Raw genomic sequence first — 16,993 nt, forward strand, 5'->3', positions numbered from 1 at the left:
CTCGACACACCCGGCGGCTACCCGGTCTGCGCGGTCGCTGCGTTTTAAAGTTGGAGAGTGAACGCGCCGCTCAATACCTCAGTCATTTTGGCAATAGCGGTGGCGTTGTGGCTGATCTGGGTCGCGCCGTTCTTTTTGCGTCTGCGCAAAAAGCAAAATCCGGTACCGGTCACCATGATGGACGATTCGGATGAGACCGCGATCGATTTCGAACCGATGAAAATGACGATGCATTCCCCGGGGCCGCAGGAGGCTGCTATGACTGGCACGAACGAATCCGTGGCTACCGGAGCGCGTACGGCGACCCCGTTCAAGATCAAATACGATCGGCTCGCGATCGCCCTGGTCGGCGCGCTGGCCGTGCCGACCCTGCTGCTCGGACTGGTGCTGCGGATTGCCGGAGTCTGGACGATTTGGGTTCCGGTGCTGGCATTCCTGGCGCTCGTGGCTTCGGTTGCGGCTTTGCGGACCTTGGCCATCCGGGACCGGAAGCAGCGCGTCGAAGGCGCCTTCCGCGAGGCCATGGGCGCAGTTCCGGAAACCCAGACCGTGATCTCGGCGTCGAAGACCGTTCCGGCAGAAATGAAGCCCGCGGAACTTTTCGATGCGCAGCAGAGCGCCGCACCGGAGTCGCCGGCCCCGTTGACTGCGGCGCAATTGCGCAGCGCGGCGTTGGCGGTGGCCGATGGCGCCAAAGTCAAAGACGATGGCACCTGGGAGCCGGTCGCGGTGCCCAAGCCGAGCTACGTCGAGGCAGCCAAGGCCGAACGGCCCGCTCCGGCGCCTCTGGACCTTCCGGAGCAGCCCAAGGCCGCAGCCCGGACCTCGATCAAGAAGGCCGAAGCCGGCGTGGCACAGCCGACGGCGAAGAAGTCCGCAGGCAATACGGAGAAGAACGCCGCAGCGCTGAACAACCTCGACGACGTGCTGCAGCGCCGCCGCGCCTGAGCATTGCGGTCCGCGCCGGTCAGCGTGTGCGGATCAGTGCGCGGCTTCCAAGGGGCTTTGACTGGTTTGCCCTGCCTCGGCCTGATCCAACAGGTCTTCGCCCATTTCCGAAGGGTTCCAGGCCACTTCCCAGCGATAGCCGTTGGGGTCTGAGAAATAGACCGAGTAGCCGCGCCAGGAGCGCTTGCTGCCCGGTTTGAGGCGCGTGCCGCCGGTTGCCATCGCGCGCCGGAGGACCGCATCGACGTCGTGCTCAGTCCGGCAGTTGTAGGCCAAGGTTATCGGGGCGTCGCCGGCAGAGACCGGGCCGACTTCTTCGATGAACTCTTCGATCGCCCAAAAGGAGAGCACCACGCTGGGCGCCACCCGGAGCATCAGCACGGTGTCGTCCTGATAGCTGGCCTGCCAGCCGAGCTTTTTCAGGTAGAAGGTTTTGGCCGCCGGGATGTCGTTCACCGCGAGCGTGCCAGGTGAGGCGTTGCTCCATGCGGTCAGTGTAACCTGCGATTTTGGTCCGATGCTGACAGTGGCGTAGGCTAGTTGAGCTTGGATCGTTAGCGGTCCATACGGGGCATTGGCGCAGTTGGTAGCGCGCTTCGTTCGCATCGAAGAGGTCAGGAGTTCGAATCTCCTATGCTCCACCATAAACCCGCAGGTCAGAGGCTCGTTTTGTCGAAGATGTGACCGAAATTTCGATCTTTGTGCCCGAAAATCCTGTCGGTGCCCGGTGAGACGATGAAGCATGGCCTCAATTAGCAGAATCAATCGCGACGAGAAGCCCCCAAGGTGGCGAGTCCGATGGTATGACCCGGACCTCAATGGCAAAGCCCAGTCGATGACCTACGCAAGTCGCGTAGAGGCAGAAGAATGGAAGCGACGCCTCGACGCGAATAGGGGTTCGCTGAAGGCAATTGAAGCCGAGATTGCTCGGTCAAAAGAGTCCGGCCCTACTGTCGAGGAGGCATTCGAACGTCACATCGGACAGCTCATGGGAACCGAGAAATTTACGCTCAAGAAGTATCGAGATAACGTTCGCCTGTACTTCTCAGAAATTGCTGATCGAAAGGTATCCGGGTTCAATCGAGACGACGTGATCGAATGGATGCGATGGATGGAATCTCGTGGACTATCCCCGAAGACCATTGCTGACATAAGAGGTCTGCTGTCTGCCATGCTCACGACCGCAATCCACGACGGGCACTTGGTAACGAATCCATGCAAAGGCGTCAGGCTGCCCAAAGATATGCGGGTCACGGACGGCATGAGTCCGATGACGTATGAAATCTGGGCGGCAATCATGGCGCAAATGGACCCAAGTTTCATCCCATTTTTCGACTTGCTGATTGGTACCGGGTTCAGGCTCAACGAAGCAACCGTACTCGGAGAAGAAGACTTCATGCTTGATCAACCGACATCGTTGGTTAAAGTGGACAAAACCTGGAAGCGTTCAGCTTCAGGGGGCTACCTGATCGGGCCACCAAAAACCAGACGCAGCCGCCGCACGGTATCTATCGCGCCTTCTACGGCTGAATCTATCCGTCCGTTGGTTGAGAATGCGAACGGTGGCTTCGTATTCACGCTGAAGCGCGGTGGAGTCATCCGTCCAGCCAACTTGTACAGGACTGCGTGGTACCCGGCATGCGAAGCCGCAGGCTTGCGAGGGAATGACCGCCCACGAATTCATGACATCCGGCACACTCATGCATCGTGGATGATCGCCGGGGGCATGGACATCTTCACGCTCTCACGTCGTCTCGGACACGAATCAATCGTCACTACTTCGAACACCTACGGACACTTGCTGCCTGATGCGCTGTTCAAGTCCGCTGCAATCGCCCAAGCTGTCCTTGAGGCGAGCCCGCCAATAGGGCTACCAGAACTTACTCCCTGATCGTGGTCACTCGGTCGGAGTCGTACCACTGGTCCAGTACACCGTCTGGGGCGTCTGGCCAGGGGATTGCGACCCTGACGGCACCCCACGGCCCCGGAACGTACTCCAGGGCGACTCCTTGGGCTTCCTGGGTTGTGTAGTCGGGCATTGGCAGCACTACCGTGACCGCGAAGGGCTCAGCGATCCGGAAGGTTTCCACGCTTTTGCGGAGCGTGTAGTCGTCAATGCTGTGCGGCAGGTGCTTCATGATCGGTCCTTGGTGATGCGGGTGACCGCGTTGGCCCATACCCAGATCTTGTACTGGGTGAATGAAGGCTTGTGGAAGAAGTCGATCTCCACGGCGCACGGTGACCAGCCGGTGACGAAGGCTTTGACCTGGACGGCCTGTGAGGGGAAGTTGATCCAGGCTTTCACGTGCGGCCGCTCTTCACTGCTGGGGATCCAGGTGATTTTGTCGCCCTTGGAAATCACCTGCGGCCAAGTCATGGCGATGGGTCTTTCACGGCGCGCCGCGTCGGCCACACGTTGGGCGTGCAGCTTGTCGTAATGGTCCGCGTAGCGTCGATTCGTCCCCACAACCGCAGTGTAAGACCGGGAGCACTGTTCGAACAAGTGTTCGAACTTGAGGCGGCGGAGGAAGTTTTCAACGAAACACTTGCAACACCCAAAAAGTGTGTGTTATGATTGTTGTATCAGCAAGGGAGGGAAGCTCCCAGCTACGAAGCCCAGGAGGGCCACATGTTCACCAACGCAACCGCCGCAGAATACGTCATCTCCGCCATCGAGAACGGCGACGCCAGCCGCGAAGACTTCAACGTCGAAGCCATCGCTTCCGACCTTCATGACATCGCCGGTTGCTGGAATGTCGCGGAGGTTGACGCCGATGAGTTTTGGACCGTCGTAGAGCGTCACGCACGCTAAAGCAAAGAACGTGCCCCACCCGCTAAAGGGTGGGGCACGTTCTCACCTGGAAGGGGTGGAGATGTCTGATCTGAAAATGTCATCAGCTGAGGTCGCTGCGACAAGGAAGCTGATCGGGCTGACGCTCAGCGAACTCGCTGATGAGCTTGGCGTAGGGATCAGCGCGGTTCGTGATTGGGAGCGTGGCCGCTTCTCGCCCCGTGAAGGGCTGGTGCGCGCCCTGCTTGATCTTCGAGAAGTCCACGACCGTGAGGTTTCCCGACTCCTTGTGGCTGCCGTCGCAGGCACCCCGATCCATTTACCTGCTGGGCCGAAACCGAAGGGCTGGTACCTCGCTTTAGGGGCGCGCGTGATTGACCGATTCCCGGACGCCATACTCGACTGGGCGGAGCATGGCTAACCAGCGCCCGCGCACGGCTCAGCAGCTCGCACGCGTCGCCGAGCTGAGAGAGCGCGGGATGACCGGCCCGCAAATCGCCAAAGAAATGCGACTCTCAACCACAAGGGTTGAAGTCCTTCTAAGGCAAGCTGGCTTCAGCGGAAAGGTGAAGCAGCCGGAAAGGCACGGTATCCCGGCCCGCTGGAAGGCTGGGTGCAGGTGTGAGCTATGTAAAAACGCCCGCCGGGACTACAGGCAGGCCGAGTACCAGAACGCCCGAAAGCGAGCCATCGACGCTTGGGAAGCAGGGGAGCACTCACCCGGCCCGCTATGCCCTTGCCCGGCTTGCCGTAAGGCTGCGGCGGTCACTCTCTCCGCGCGGCTGGAGCGCACCCAGGCCTGCGCGGTGGAGCATGGGCAGCCGTGGACTGCCGACGAAGACGAAAAGGCGCTGGACCGTAGATTCAAGATCGAAGACATCGCAAGGAGCCTGGGGCGTACCTATGCGGCCGTAGCCAACCGACGCCGGTACCTAGCCCGCAAGCGCAAAACACAACGCGACCAAGACGATACGCTGGAATCGTGAGAATCATTGGCACCTTCCGCGACCCCGACGGCATCCTCAGCGACGCGACAATCGAGCGCGATGTCTATCCGGATGATGCTGTTGAGCAGCTCAAAGCCCTCAACCCAGAAGGGTGTACCTTCCTGCACATGAAGGTACACCGGTAGACACAAAATTAGCCCCCGCCCGGTGGGGGCGGGGGCTAATCGTATGGTGCTCTTAGCCGACTAGCTCGGACTGCCTTGCTGCCGCGACTTCTTCCCAAGGGATTTGCTCGGGTTCGCTGCTGGGAATTTCGACAGCGCGGCCACCAGCGACGTGGACCGCTGTCATGATGCAGGAGAAAGCCAGCGACTCGGCGCGGGCTTGGTCTTGATCTTCTACCGTGATGGTCACACCGAGCTTTCGCTGCTTTGCGTCCATCCATACGGAGGAGTCGAGCATCCCGGGTACAGATGCTTCCAGGTCGATCAGGGCATCAGCGAAGCGTGTGAATTCAGATTCCATGTCGCTGTGTCCGCTGAGCTTGAATTCCATTGAGTGCGTGAGCATAATCATCGTCTAGCCACCACCTTCCCCGTGTAGCAATCTTGCCGATAAAGCCATTTGATGCAATCCCTAGCATAGTTCGGGTTGCTGGGAGTGAGATGTATGGATCGCATATGACCCCCACAGGGGCACTTGACTTTGTAATATTTGGGCGGGTCTATGATCTCCCATCCCGCCTCGTGATACTCGCCGAGGAGAGCGTTCAACTCCTTGACAGGGTGCTTCTTCCAGTACCCCATGCGGCCCCTTCCCCATGGACTACGCGAACTTTCACTATACGACTAAGTGCTCGAGCATTCAACCTGCAAGGTCGATCTCCATAGGTCTAGGCGGGTCTGCCGGGGAGTTTGGACGGCCATGGGTCATCGGTGTAACGTGTGCACACGAATTGGGATTTCTGGGACGCGGTGGTGACGTAGAAGACACCAGCCCCGGCCCCGCGTGGGCCTTTGGACCCGACGTTTCCGGCGCTCATGGGTCCGCCGTCGTACTTCACCTGCAAAACCCCACGTGCCGGGGAGCCGTCCAGGTAGGTGGCGGCGAGTGCGATTTTCACGGTACCGGGTGGTGACATTTTGACCTCCTTGGAAGGTGCTCGGCTAGCGTTTTGCCCGGCGTCCGGCCAGGCGGGTGCCGTCGGTGGTTTCCAGGGTCCCAGTGGAGGGTGTCCCGTCAGTGAATCCACCAGAGGCCAGGGAGGTCAGGATCGAGACGATTCCGGCAACCCCGGACACGGAAGCGATCTGCCACCAGTTAAGGTCCGTGAAGCCGACCGAGCCGGTACCGATCAGCGCGATCGCAGCCTGGGCGACGGTTTTGACGGCCCGCTCGAAAGCAGCCGCCCAGAAAGCTAAAGTCAGCATTACTTGCCCCCCGTCACGGACACATCGACTTTCACCGTGCCATCAGTCAGCGCCGCCTTCACAGCCTGCTCGACAAGGCTAGTTTGTACTTGCTGTCCCGCTTCCCGGTTCGCGTCGGAGTAGGCGGCCATCGTTGCCAAGGTGATCGTCCCGCCGCCGATACGGGGGATCGGGGTATTGAGGACTGCTTGCGCTGCGGCTGATGCTGCTTGGCGAACGGCGGAGGCCATGGTCGCGTCGAACCAAGCGAAGAAGTCTTGCTTGGACATTTGACCGCCTACGGATCCTTGGCGGGAGAATTTCTCGTTGTCAGTTTCACGGATTGCTTGTTTCAGGTCATCGAGGTTGGCCATGTCGAACCAGTCCTTTTCTGTGGGGGGTTGGTTTCGGGCGAGTGCATCGAGTCGGGGCAGGTCCCATACCCCAGGGCATGCTGTCGGAATCCAGTCCGAATGCTTGAAGAGCGGAAGGTCGCCGTAGGTGGCGCGTAGGTCACGGATAAGCTCGGCGACGGTGGCGTAGTCTTCGTCTGTGGCTTCCGGACGGCATTCGATGCCGATGGTGGTGGCGTTGCCGCGTGCCGTGCCGGCATGCCAAGCCGCATTTTCTGGGGCTACGATGCAGGACACTAGCCCTGCTTGGACGATGTAGTGCGCCGAGGTTGGGACGTTGTTGGTGCACAGCCATTGGCGGACGGTTTCAAAGAGCTGACCCAGACCGCCCCAGTGGTGGATTGTGATTCCGGTGATCGTCCGGGGCATTCCGAAGATGGCCGGCACCTGAGCGGCGGGGGTGAAGTTCTTGGACGTGTATTGGGTTTCGAGAGTGTATGTCATTGGTCAGCCTCCCTGTTTGTTGTTCACTGTGGTTGTGGGCGCTGATGTGTGGTCTTCGAAAGCTTTTTTCAGGTCATCGAAGCTGTTTTTCAGGTCGCGGGTGTCGGTTTCTTGACGCCTTTGGCTGTCTTTGATTGATGTCCCGTTGTTGTATTCGACTTCGTGTCGGATCGTTTCGAGCACGGCGTCTTGTCCGTCAAGGCGGGTTTTCAGGTCAGCGAGGTCTTCGAAGATCGAGGGGATGCGCGCTTGACCGGTTTTGGGGTCAGCATCCACCCCGCCTATGCGGTCGATGACTCGACCGATTTTCCGCAGGTACGGGATGATGACTTTGACGATGAAAATAGCGCCCCCTGCTGCCGCTGTCGTGATGGTGGCCAGGGCGGCCCATTCACCCCAACCCATCAGCCGAGCCTGGTGATACGGAAGTTCGGGACCATGAACCAATCGGTCGCTGATGAACCATCGACACTGATATCGGACGTACCAGTGACGTAGATTATGGTGCTCAGAATCCCGCACCAAGACCCTGTCGAACCGATCCCGGCTTCCGTGTAGCGGACCCCGTCACGGTAGAGCGTGGCGACACCGGCTCCTGGTTTGTTGTTGCCGGCTAAGAACATTTCGACGTTGTAGAGCCCGGGAAGGGTGATTCTGAAACCCGATTCGACCCCAGCGGGGGAACAGAAGTTGTTGTTGATGTCCTGCACCGAGCCGAGGGCGCCGATTTTCGTTTTGGTGGAACCCCATTTGACTTCGGGTGCGCGCAGCCAGGAGAACTGTTTCCCTTTGCTGTACGAGAAGGAACCTGCATCCCATACTTCGATCACCCCACCCAGGTCTAACCGCTGGACGATGACACCTGGGCCGGGGGTTATCTCGTTGAGTTCTGTCAGGTTTCGGACAGGGATAGGTGCGCCGCGTGGGACTGTGTATCGCCAAACCTGGCTGATTTGGACTAAGGAAGAGTTGGTTGCGGTGGCACCAGTCTGTACAAGAGCTTCGGCCAGGACAAGTGCACCCTGTACAGGGTTGCCGTTCAGACTGGGTGCAGGCTTGACTGGGGCAGCCGCGGGTGTGCCCTGGGTGACGTAAATTTCTGCAGTATTGTCCGCGTCACCGTACTGGGTGTCGTTCTGCTTCGTCCAGATGATGTCGTAGCGTGAGTTTGCCCCTGGCGCTGGTGTTGTCTTCCTGTTGGTTGTACCCGTCGTGGAGAAGACGTAAGCGCCAGCCGCTGCAGCACGGGTGGTGACGACGTTCACTGCGGCCACGTTGTAAGACATGTCGCTGGTGCCGGTGACGACGAGCGTAGCCGTTGGCATGAGAAGGCCCGGTCGTGGGCTGCCGGAAGAGTTTTCTGCGAGCATGCCGGCGAAAGCGAGCCTGGCCTGGAGCGGGTTGGTGCCCTGAAAGTTCGGGGATGTTCCCGTCTGTGGAATGAAGAGGCCACGTTCTACTGGCATGATGCCTCCTAATTGGGGATCACGATGATGGTGCGGGACTGGTAGGTGGCGTTCAGATCGCCGCCGTTTTGTTGGGAGACTCCGGCAGTGCCGAAGTAAGTCATGCGGAGTGTGTAAGTGCCTGGCGCTATTTGGTGGTTCCGGGAGTATGCGAAGCTATTTTTCGGTCCGCCCATGCCCGCCGAGACGACGTTTCCGACGACAATGCCTTGCTCAGTGTTTTGGGTGATCCCGCCGGAGAGCAGCCGGTAGGAGGCGTAAGAGGTAGCGCGGTAGCCTTCCTGAGTGACATTGGCCGTCAAAATGACTGTGATGTTCCCGGTATAGGTGGTAAACGTGACATCTGGACCGGCGTCAAGCCACCCAACCGACTGGCCTACTGGTGCGTTTACGGCAAGCTGACCTGGGTCCGTTGCTGACCTTGCGCCCGCCGCTGTGGAAGCCAGGGGAACCCATCGACCGTCCTTTGTCTTGACCTCGACGCCGGGTTGGGTTGGGTCGGCGTAAAGGCTCGGACCCAGGTGCACGACCGGGTTGCCGTTCGCGTCGAGGATGGTCAGCCCGTCGCCGTCGCTGATGGTTGCACTTCGCAATGAAGCGGCAGACCTCAGTGCCGCAATTTGGGCCTCAAGGTCTTTGATTTTCGCTGCAAGTCGCCGGTTCGGGTCGGGCTCTGGCACTGATCTTGGTATCTCACTCAAATTGACCTCACTGGGGCGAAGGTTAGTTTGACCTGGTCAGTTCCGTCACCGTCAATGGCCATGATCCGGGCAGGTGCTAGACCGCCGGGGATGATCGGATGGTCTTGTGGGATGAAAAGTCGCGCGAAGTCGCCCGGCAAGTACGTCCCCAGCCGTGGCGCGGTTTCGGCGGAAACGGTCACCGTCCAAGAGGTCAGGGCTCCACGATTGACGGTGATGTATTGGGCTGCGTACTCGTTCAGGAGGTCTTCACCGAGCACGTCCATGCCGGCCAACACCCTATCCGTCCACGGGTAGCCGACATTGACCATGCCCAAGTCTTGGGCCAGGCCGAACCTTCTTCCCCGTCCCTCACCGGCACCGGGCTGATAGGCCCGGGTAGTGAGGTTTTTGCCGGTCTCCTCGGCAGCGAACCCTATGACCCCGGACTTTTCGACCGTCCCATCCCAAAAGAACGGATCGCCTTGCTGGGAAAGGTACGGCTTCTCTTCGGTGCCGACCTCCATGAGCCATTGCACATATCTGTTGTCTTTTGGTGCGAATTCTGGTCGGAACCGAATGTCGGGCCCGTTCTTCGCCTGGGTTAGGTTTGTCAGGGCCTCGCCCAGCACCGGAGCCTCGTAGCCGTCATAGGTTTTCACCCTTGTGCCGGGAATATCGGGTGGAAGGACGATAGGAAGGCTGCCCAGGGGATTGTCTTGGATGGAGGAGCGGACCAGTTCCCTAGCGATTGAGCCGTGCGTCATCCTCGTTAAGGCGATCGAGGTTTCAGAAATTTTCGTACCTGCGAGTAGCTGCTTCCAGTTCAGTGCCACCCGGTCGTGGAGCAGCGACCAAAGCCCTTCCGCATCAACTTGTAGGAGCCCTGTTTCTGGGTCGAACTTTTTGGTGACGATCGGCCCGCATTCCAAGATCTTGCCCTCATACACCACGCCGAGGGACTGTTTCTGTCGTTCCGTCACAGAAGCCACGTTGAGGTGGGCGACTTCTTTGGCATTCGTGGGGATCTTCACCGACACGGTTCCGGGGCCATTCAGGCGTATGCCCCAACTGAGTCCGGCCACCGGTAGGAAGGCGCTAATCAGGCCTGTTTTGGTGTCGGCCGTGAAGACTTCGAACCCGTTCACCACCATGCGGGGGGCACCTCCACGGTCAGATTGGCGCCGGATGCATTTGGTGCCAGGAAAAGCCACGTTGCAGTGCTTCCGCCGAACACCCGCGACCATCCTCGACCGATCAGTTGGGCTCCACGGTCCTCACCGTCAAGGGTCACCGACCCGCTGTCGGAGTCCATGAGCAGGGTCTGACCTGGGAGAACGACGCCGACGTATTGCAGAACGTCGCCGGTGTCTTGCCGGATGATTTGCAAACCTTCCGGGATGGACCCGGTGATCGTGAACTTGGGTGCGGTGTCCGCGGTGCCCAAGTTTTTGATCGAAACCGTCCCCACGGAACCGACGTTCCCGAAATCCAAAATGCCCGGAGCGGCGGGAGACCCGAACAATGGCATGGTGTAGAGTCCGCCGCCGCTGCTGAAAGGCTCGGTAGCCCCTGCCAGTGTTGCGCCGAACTTTCGCGGGTTCGGTGCAACCACTTGGTAGGAGAATCGCACCATGGTCAGGCTTGGGCGGGAGACCCTGATCTCGGTTGCTAGCCAGGCGCTCACCCACCGTGGGGCTTTCCGACCTTCCGTGACGGTGAGTACACCCTCAGTGCCGTCGGCGAGGATCGCCGCCAGTTCGTCCTCAAGGTCATCCGCAGTCAGTTCGTTGTCGCAGTAGGCGGTGGCTGCTACGGAGATCAGCCGCTCATCTTTCACACCGTTGACAGAGAAACTACCCGGGAAGCCCAGCCGCGGAATAGTTTCCCGGCGCATGCTGGGGGAGCCTTTCCAACCAAGCAACCCGTCCTTGTCCAAAACGATTTCGACATTTGTGTTTGGACGGTTATAGATTCGGTCCAGCAGACTGAAATGCACCTTTTCTGGAGCTAACAACACATGGGAAGGAATCAAGTGAGGCCTCCGAACGCGTTGATCAGCTCCCTGGCCGCCGCCTGACCAATGGTCACATCGGACATGCCCGGTTGCGGGTTGAGCGTGAGATTCAGGTTCACCCCGCCGCTCCCACCGGTACCTACGCCTCGGACGTCTGGAGACATGTCCGGAAGCGCTGGCACGGTGACCAGCCCGGTCATGGTGCTGGCGATTTTGCTTTCCATGTCTTCGACGCCCAAGACGAGGCCTTCACCGATGTTCACGCCGTAGCCACGGAACACTTTCGACGGCGAGGCGATACCCAACGCCTGTTTGAAAGGTCCCCTGATGAATTCCGGCACCAAGTCGAGGAAGAAGTTTCCAAGATTTTTCAGCAAAGAACCGGCTCCGTCGATCAGCCCTTGGACGATGTTCCGACCAATATCGAAAAGCCAGCTGCCTGCCTTCGCCAAGGCGATGCCAAGTTTCACCGGTAGATCATTGAAAAACCCGATGAACCCGGCAACAAAGTTCCCGACGCCGCCGAGGATGTTCCGCCACGTATCAGCGAAGAAGCCACCGATGTTGCCTAGGGTGCGGCTGACGAAACTGTAGATCAGGTCAAGCCCGCCCCTGATCACCGAGGCGATGGTGCTGATGACGCCAGTGACGACAGCGCCGATGGTGTTCCAGATCCCGGAGAAAATGTTTCCGATGCCGGTCCAAACCATCGACCAGTTGCCGGAAATGGCACCAGTCACAACTTGGATGACGCCTTGGATGACCGGCATGATCGCGGTGATGATGTTCGCGATGGCACCAAAAACTGTCTGTACTACCGGCATCAAAGCCTGGATGATCGGCAACAGCGCCGAGGCGAAAACAGCTACTAGCGGTGCGATGGCAGCGATAACAGCCTGCAAGACCGGAACAACTGCCATGAAAACCTGTGTAAATGGCGGCAATAGGGTGCTCACCAGTTCAGAGATGATCGGCGCCAGTTGGCCGACCAGGCTCGCGATTACGGGTGAGAGCGCAGCCACAAGTTGCCCAAAAACGGGCAGCATAGCGGCCAGCATCGAACCAACTACCGGAAGTATCTGACTTCCAACGTTCTTCAGCACGGGAACCAATGAGGTCGCGAGCATCATCAACAGCGGAGACAATGCCGCCAAGGCCTGTGCAATGAAAGTACCTACCAGCGCGAACGCCTGACCCAGGATGGGAAGCACCGTCGTGCTGAGTGCTTGAAGTACTGGAGACAGCGCCCCTGCCAGAATCGTCACAACCGGAGCGAACGCTGCCAACAATTGGCCAGCCACCGGGCCGATGATAGACAGCAAAGACCCGGCCAAAGCACCCAACGCACCCAACGCGTTGCTGATCGGCCCCAACGCGGGCAACAAACCGGTGATCGCTGCCCGGACACCGGAAACAAGGCCGGTAAGTCCTGCGGCGAAAGCTGGAGACGCCAGGGCCGATGCAATGGCTGCGGCCAACTGGCCAAGCGTGGATCCGACGGTTGAGAGAACGTTGGAGATTGTCGGACCCAAATACACCAGGAGGTTACCGATGGGCGCCAACGCGGAGAACAGCGCTGCGGCACCGGCGTTCGCGCCTCGGAAAATCGTAGCCAAACCATTCACAAACGCCGGGCTATTCGCCACGTCAGCGACCTTCTGCAAACCTGAAGCCAATGACCCCAAACCGGCGCCGCCACCGGCTTGCGCACCAGCGAAAAGTCCACCGAGGATGCCCCCGACGCTGACGATGACGGTTTTGAGTTGCGACAGTGCGGTGATGCCGTTCTCCACGAAAGCTTTCAACCCACCACTTGCGGCCTGGGCCTGGATGTAGTCACCAAAGCGTGCAGAGAGGTTCGTAAACCATTGCGCTAGGCGGGGCAGATACGCCCCGCCCACTGTTCCGAGAGTGGTCATCGCTGAGACTAGTGGCGCAAGCGCGCCTTTAGCGATGTTGATTGATTCGGTGAGGAAACTGAACTGTGTTCCAAGAACTGCCGGCGTCAAATTGTTTTTGAGCTGGTTCGCCGCTTCGGCAAAGAACCGCCCCTGGGCCGTGGCTACCTCATCGAACCCTTGACGCAGTGAGGGCAGGACAGAGGAAGCCAGGGAACGGATAGGGGCTGCCGCTTCGGCCCAGAACTTGGTGCTGATCGAGTCCTGCATTCGCTTGAACGCCGGGCCCAGATCTGCCAAAACCGTTTTGGTGTCTTTAAGTGCAGCGATCATCACACCGGCACCGACAGCCATGCCAGTCAAAATGCCGGGCAAAGCCACCCCGGCACCGAGCGCCTGAACAAGGCCGCCGCCGAGCAGAACAGCGCTCGAAGAGGCCGCCAGAAGCACCGAGGACAAGGCGGCGCCCAGGGTGACAACTTTCCCGATGGTTAGGGCGAGCTGGTCAAAATTCTCCAACGACTGTCGAACGTTTTGGATGCCATTGGACAGGACGCGGGCCCCGGAAAGTCGGGCCAACGCGGTCGCCGCGGCTGAGAAGGACGCCCGATCAAGATCAACTTTGATGGTCGACTGCCGGGTGCGTGCCAACAAAGCCATGCGCGCTGACGCACTCCCCGCATCAACATCGACCTTGACCTCGGGGGAGATGTCTTCGATCTGCCGTTTGACCTTCAACAAGGCCGTGTTGTCGATGACCGGCTCCGTCGTGACTTTCAACGTCATGGAGGCTTCGATCCGGCGCAAAGCTTTGAGCAGATCGTCCCTAAGCCCGCGGGTGTCGGGCAGTACCCGGATGGAGACCCTGCCAGCGCTTCTTGTCACCACGGCTGGCCTCATTTCGGTTAGGACTGGCCCAAGGCTTGAGCCAGTGATGCTGCGTCGAACTCGGCAATCGACGGTGTCGGCGGTGCTTGGTGCTGCGGCCGCCAAGCAGGGGGCGGCACGTCCACCCGTTTCTGCGTCAAAGCTTGGACAATTGCTACTGCCGCGAAGTTGACCGCATCAACTATTTCGGCTGACTTGTAGGTGTCCGGCCCCCAGCCAATGAAGTGGGGGCCGCCAAGGATTTTCGCCCGATAATGTGAAGCCGGTTCGGCGTACAGGCGCTCCGTCAAGATGAGCAACGAACTGAGGCGCTTATTGCCGGCGTAAACGTCGTTCACGTCAAAGCAGTAAAGCGCCAGAAGATCTGAAACGATCTCAGGATCAGCCGCTAGTTGCTCCCGGAGCCTTCGAGTTTTCCCACATAGACCCCGTAATTCATCGCCAAGGTGATGACACGCTGGTAACCGTCACGGCCCTTGGTGAACTCGGTCAGACCTTCGGGGTCTTTGGCGAAACGATCACGCAGGAACCGCCCGAAGTTCGCGACTTCTCGCAGGTTCGGGTGGACGGTCGCAGCATCGTCACTAATCAGGCCAAGATCGTCAAGCCAGCCGATGAGCTCGGTCTGATCGAAGCCGTCAACTTCGCTGACCGGCTTGAGGAACTGCCAGCCAGGTGTGGATTCGAAATCTTCGACCGGGGCTTTGCTCTGGTGGTCTTGCGGTTTGCGCGGGGCGGTCATTAGTTGCCTCCAGAGGCTGCCGCACCAGAGCCGGCAGGTGCGGCAGCCATTTTCAAAGCCGGGTGGAAGATGCGGAACTTTTCCCCTGTTGTGGGGTCGTCCAGGATTTGGAAGGACAACTGCACTTCGAAAAACTTTGTCGGATCGATCGACGGTGCTTCACCGATCGAGACTGTGGTGTTGGGGACGCCGAAGGCCATACGCCCGGTGCCATCAATCATGAGGACCATGACCGCTTTGGCTTGGGGCACGATCTGCCTGACGCTGTAGGAGCCCTCAGCATCGTCTAGTACTCCGCCGCCGAACGCGGTCGCTAGCGTGGTTTTGTCGATTTGCAACGAGTTCGCAGTCAGCGACCAGTTCGTGGACGCATAGGTTGTTCGAAGCGCCTCAGCCCACCACGAACCGTTCACGGTCGCATCCCCGCCGTCCTTGGACAGGGCAACGTTGTTGTCACGGGACGTGTGCCCCAAGGTGTCCCACCCGGTCGGTGGTTTGAGCGGGTCAAGAGTCAAATAGTCGGGAAAAGCGGTTCCCGGTTCGGCAAGGAAAACGGTGCCTTTACCGGGGATGATGGTGGCGGCGGCGTTCAAGCCCATGATTCCTCCAAAAGTGAATGGTTGTTTAGTTGCTGTGGCGCACGATGGCGCTGAAAGTGCCGTCGTATTGGGATAGGCCGCCGGCGTTGAGCACCGTTGTTGTGGTGCGGGAAGGCATCGACACATCCTCCATGTAGGTGACGGCACCGATGCCCGGGATTGATGCTCCGCTGTCGTGGAAGCCGTGCATTGCCGCGTATGTTCGGTCGGCCAGGGCCGAGGCGTTGTCGCGGGAAGAACGTTCTGAATCGCCGTCACAGATGATCGAAACGTCGATCTGCCATTCCCAGGCCAGTCCTGCGGCGCCGTTGGAGACCATGGCACCGTTGCCGGCGGTGACTATCACCAGCGGCAGTGCGTCGATGTCTCCCACGTCCGCAGAAGCCTGCACAGAAGCACCAGGTAGTGCCTGTTCGAGGAGACGGACGAAAAGAACTTCGGCATCGACGGTGACCCGGTTCAACGGTCAGCCTTCGGTAGCCGGGTCAAAGCGGTGCCCATGATTCGCAAGCCGGGCACCCACCGGCGCGGGCCGGCCACGCCTTCACCCAATGGCCGGGTGAGGTGACCGAGTTCGATGCTGATCGAGTTCGGGTCGGTGGCGACCACCAGGCGGTCCCGGACGCCTTTCTTTCCGCGGACGTTCTCAATTTTCAGGCCGCGAACATAGTCACCGGTTTTGGCGTGTTGGCCCGCCTGGGCGGTGACCAGTGCCAGGACTTTCAACGCTGCAGCGTCCAAAGACGGTTGCAGTTCAGGCATTTTCGCCACCTGCGTACCCAGGCCTCGATAAACGTTAGCCACGGTCACACCCCCTTGGCTTTGCGCGCCTGAATGAGAACGTCAAAATGTTGGGTGCGCCTGCCGTTGCCGTAAACCATGGCCTCGCCGAGCTGGTCCCAGTCACGGCCCATCCACTGGACAATGGATTTCACCCCGCCCGGCCAGGGGCCGCGACCGATCACCCGGTACACGGTGGCGACTTGGCTGTTGAGCGCGGTTGTTTCATCGGTGCTGACCTTTTCGATGTGCAAGCCTTTGACCTCAACTGCGGGAAGGTCGGTCCAGCCCCAGGCGTTCGCGCTGTCCTTCTTCCCAACCTGGGGGATGACCAACACTTTGTGCCGGCCACGGTCCAGGAGCATCAGTTCCCCCAGCCACGGTCGAGGCCCAAGCCCGCGGTGCCGTAGGAGAACATGGTTTTGCCGGGGCAGCCGAGGATTTCCAGTTCCTTATCGGTTATCCACAGGTCGGCTGATGCTGCTGTCGGGAATCGGTCATAGGAGTAGTTGCCCTCGGATTCGCTTTTGAACCCTTCAGGTGCCCGGAGAACACGAAAAACCATGTTCTCCAGGACCATCAGGAACAAATCTTTGTCCAACTTTCCGGAATCGACTCGGGACATGGCGCCCGGACACTTTTTCTCAATGAGAGCCAGTGCCTGTGTGAGCTTCTTCTGAACGAAGCCAGCCGGAAAATCGTTGATGTCGTCTTCGAAACCGTCGGCGATGTCTTTGATGGTGATATCCATGAGTCACACCTCAACGATTTCTAGGCTTCGGGTTCGCCCGTTTCAGGGGAGACCGACTGCGGGACCGGTTCAGCGAGGACCGTTTCTTGGCCTGCCGGCGGGGTGCCGGCATCGTTTTCGTCAGCGGGCCCGTCCCAAACGTCCGGGTTGGTGATGAGCTTGTGAGCCCAGCCCGGAACAACGTCGCCGGGCCCGAACGCGACAACGCCTTTAGACGATT

The 16,993-nt window shown here is 59.6% G+C and carries 26 protein-coding genes and 1 tRNA gene; 7 read left to right on the forward strand and 20 right to left on the reverse strand.

Going from position 1 to position 16,993, the window contains the following annotated elements:
• Positions 1-57 precede the first annotated feature (57 nt).
• Positions 58-948, forward strand: a complete 891-nt coding sequence (locus JOE69_RS14130; protein WP_309799740.1) for a hypothetical protein — start codon at positions 58-60, stop codon at positions 946-948.
• 33 nt (positions 949-981) lie between these two features.
• Here JOE69_RS14130 and JOE69_RS14135 read toward each other — a convergent pair whose 3' ends face one another.
• A complete protein-coding gene (locus JOE69_RS14135) occupies positions 982-1,404 on the reverse strand; it encodes a VOC family protein (protein ID WP_309799742.1) in 423 nt (140 codons plus the stop codon).
• A 112-nt stretch (positions 1,405-1,516) separates the two neighbouring features.
• Here JOE69_RS14135 and JOE69_RS14140 point away from each other — a divergent pair.
• Both JOE69_RS14140 and JOE69_RS14145 read left to right on the forward strand, forming a co-directional pair.
• Positions 1,517-1,592: transfer RNA gene (locus JOE69_RS14140), tRNA-Ala, on the forward strand.
• Between the two features lie 191 nt (positions 1,593-1,783).
• Positions 1,784-2,839 carry a tyrosine-type recombinase/integrase gene (locus JOE69_RS14145; RefSeq protein ID WP_309799744.1) on the forward strand — a complete coding sequence of 352 codons (1,056 nt, stop codon included), beginning with the start codon at positions 1,784-1,786 and terminating at the stop codon, positions 2,837-2,839.
• Here JOE69_RS14145 and JOE69_RS14150 read toward each other — a convergent pair.
• Positions 2,829-3,086, reverse strand: a complete 258-nt coding sequence (locus JOE69_RS14150) for a hypothetical protein (protein ID WP_309799747.1) — start codon at positions 3,084-3,086, stop codon at positions 2,829-2,831. The genes JOE69_RS14145 and JOE69_RS14150 overlap by 11 nt on opposite strands.
• Entirely contained in the window at positions 3,083-3,415 is a 333-nt protein-coding gene (locus tag JOE69_RS14155; RefSeq protein WP_309799749.1) for a hypothetical protein, read from the reverse strand. Before JOE69_RS14155 ends, JOE69_RS14150 begins: the two co-directional genes overlap by 4 nt.
• Before the next feature lie 162 nt (positions 3,416-3,577).
• Here JOE69_RS14155 and JOE69_RS14160 point away from each other — a divergent pair, with 162 nt between their 5' ends.
• The 4 genes from JOE69_RS14160 (at position 3,578) to JOE69_RS14175 (ending at position 4,871) form a co-directional block, all read left to right on the forward strand.
• On the forward strand, positions 3,578-3,760 hold the full coding sequence (locus tag JOE69_RS14160; RefSeq protein ID WP_309796888.1) for a hypothetical protein: 183 nt from the start codon (positions 3,578-3,580) through the stop codon (positions 3,758-3,760).
• 61 nt (positions 3,761-3,821) lie between these two features.
• Positions 3,822-4,160: a helix-turn-helix domain-containing protein gene (locus tag JOE69_RS14165; RefSeq protein ID WP_309796885.1), complete on the forward strand. Its 339-nt coding sequence runs from the start codon at positions 3,822-3,824 to the stop codon at positions 4,158-4,160.
• Positions 4,153-4,725, forward strand: coding sequence for a hypothetical protein (locus tag JOE69_RS14170; protein ID WP_309796883.1), 573 nt, complete (start codon positions 4,153-4,155; stop codon positions 4,723-4,725). Before JOE69_RS14165 ends, JOE69_RS14170 begins: the two co-directional genes overlap by 8 nt.
• Entirely contained in the window at positions 4,722-4,871 is a 150-nt protein-coding gene (locus JOE69_RS14175) for a hypothetical protein (protein WP_309796881.1), read from the forward strand. Before JOE69_RS14170 ends, JOE69_RS14175 begins: the two co-directional genes overlap by 4 nt.
• A 52-nt stretch (positions 4,872-4,923) precedes the next feature.
• Here JOE69_RS14175 and JOE69_RS14180 read toward each other — a convergent pair whose 3' ends face one another.
• From JOE69_RS14180 to JOE69_RS14260, 17 genes are all read right to left on the reverse strand, one after another.
• The gene (locus tag JOE69_RS14180; RefSeq protein ID WP_309796879.1) at positions 4,924-5,241 is read right to left on the reverse strand and encodes a hypothetical protein; all 318 of its coding nucleotides are present in this window, start codon (positions 5,239-5,241) and stop codon (positions 4,924-4,926) included.
• A gap of 337 nt (positions 5,242-5,578) precedes the next feature.
• Positions 5,579-5,827 (reverse strand): hypothetical protein, encoded by a 249-nt coding sequence (locus tag JOE69_RS14185; RefSeq protein WP_309796877.1) that lies wholly within the window; start codon positions 5,825-5,827, stop codon positions 5,579-5,581.
• A gap of 25 nt (positions 5,828-5,852) precedes the next feature.
• Positions 5,853-6,116 carry a holin gene (locus JOE69_RS14190; protein ID WP_309796875.1) on the reverse strand — a complete coding sequence of 88 codons (264 nt, stop codon included), beginning with the start codon at positions 6,114-6,116 and terminating at the stop codon, positions 5,853-5,855.
• Positions 6,116-6,952 (reverse strand): peptidoglycan recognition protein family protein, encoded by an 837-nt coding sequence (locus tag JOE69_RS14195; RefSeq protein ID WP_309796874.1) that lies wholly within the window; start codon positions 6,950-6,952, stop codon positions 6,116-6,118. Before JOE69_RS14195 ends, JOE69_RS14190 begins: the two co-directional genes overlap by 1 nt.
• A gap of 3 nt (positions 6,953-6,955) precedes the next feature.
• The gene (locus JOE69_RS14200; RefSeq protein WP_309796872.1) at positions 6,956-7,357 is read right to left on the reverse strand and encodes a hypothetical protein; all 402 of its coding nucleotides are present in this window, start codon (positions 7,355-7,357) and stop codon (positions 6,956-6,958) included.
• Positions 7,357-8,418 carry a hypothetical protein gene (locus JOE69_RS14205; RefSeq protein WP_309799751.1) on the reverse strand — a complete coding sequence of 354 codons (1,062 nt, stop codon included), beginning with the start codon at positions 8,416-8,418 and terminating at the stop codon, positions 7,357-7,359. Before JOE69_RS14205 ends, JOE69_RS14200 begins: the two co-directional genes overlap by 1 nt.
• A gap of 8 nt (positions 8,419-8,426) precedes the next feature.
• Positions 8,427-9,098: a hypothetical protein gene (locus JOE69_RS14210; protein ID WP_309799752.1), complete on the reverse strand. Its 672-nt coding sequence runs from the start codon at positions 9,096-9,098 to the stop codon at positions 8,427-8,429.
• A gap of 17 nt (positions 9,099-9,115) precedes the next feature.
• A complete protein-coding gene (locus tag JOE69_RS14215; protein ID WP_309799753.1) occupies positions 9,116-10,252 on the reverse strand; it encodes a hypothetical protein in 1,137 nt (378 codons plus the stop codon).
• The gene (locus JOE69_RS14220; RefSeq protein WP_309799754.1) at positions 10,243-11,133 is read right to left on the reverse strand and encodes a phage tail family protein; all 891 of its coding nucleotides are present in this window, start codon (positions 11,131-11,133) and stop codon (positions 10,243-10,245) included. Before JOE69_RS14220 ends, JOE69_RS14215 begins: the two co-directional genes overlap by 10 nt.
• Entirely contained in the window at positions 11,130-13,901 is a 2,772-nt protein-coding gene (locus JOE69_RS14225) for a phage tail protein (protein ID WP_309799756.1), read from the reverse strand. The genes JOE69_RS14220 and JOE69_RS14225 overlap by 4 nt, the downstream gene beginning before the upstream one ends.
• 17 nt (positions 13,902-13,918) lie before the next feature.
• Positions 13,919-14,239, reverse strand: coding sequence for a hypothetical protein (locus JOE69_RS14230; protein WP_309799758.1), 321 nt, complete (start codon positions 14,237-14,239; stop codon positions 13,919-13,921).
• Positions 14,240-14,289: 50 nt separating this feature from the next.
• Positions 14,290-14,643 (reverse strand): hypothetical protein, encoded by a 354-nt coding sequence (locus tag JOE69_RS14235; RefSeq protein ID WP_309799761.1) that lies wholly within the window; start codon positions 14,641-14,643, stop codon positions 14,290-14,292.
• Positions 14,643-15,242, reverse strand: coding sequence for a phage tail tube protein (locus JOE69_RS14240; protein WP_309799764.1), 600 nt, complete (start codon positions 15,240-15,242; stop codon positions 14,643-14,645). The genes JOE69_RS14235 and JOE69_RS14240 overlap by 1 nt, the downstream gene beginning before the upstream one ends.
• Before the next feature lie 25 nt (positions 15,243-15,267).
• On the reverse strand, positions 15,268-15,705 hold the full coding sequence (locus JOE69_RS14245; protein WP_309799767.1) for a hypothetical protein: 438 nt from the start codon (positions 15,703-15,705) through the stop codon (positions 15,268-15,270).
• Positions 15,702-16,052, reverse strand: a complete 351-nt coding sequence (locus JOE69_RS14250) for a DUF5403 family protein (RefSeq protein ID WP_309799769.1) — start codon at positions 16,050-16,052, stop codon at positions 15,702-15,704. Before JOE69_RS14250 ends, JOE69_RS14245 begins: the two co-directional genes overlap by 4 nt.
• Positions 16,049-16,387 (reverse strand): hypothetical protein, encoded by a 339-nt coding sequence (locus JOE69_RS14255; RefSeq protein WP_309799771.1) that lies wholly within the window; start codon positions 16,385-16,387, stop codon positions 16,049-16,051. Before JOE69_RS14255 ends, JOE69_RS14250 begins: the two co-directional genes overlap by 4 nt.
• On the reverse strand, positions 16,387-16,773 hold the full coding sequence (locus JOE69_RS14260) for a Gp19/Gp15/Gp42 family protein (protein WP_309799773.1): 387 nt from the start codon (positions 16,771-16,773) through the stop codon (positions 16,387-16,389). Before JOE69_RS14260 ends, JOE69_RS14255 begins: the two co-directional genes overlap by 1 nt.
• Positions 16,774-16,993: the final 220 nt, after the last annotated feature.

Origin of the sequence: Arthrobacter russicus (assembly GCF_031454135.1) — a bacterium.
GTDB lineage: Bacteria > Actinomycetota > Actinomycetes > Actinomycetales > Micrococcaceae > Renibacterium > Renibacterium russicum.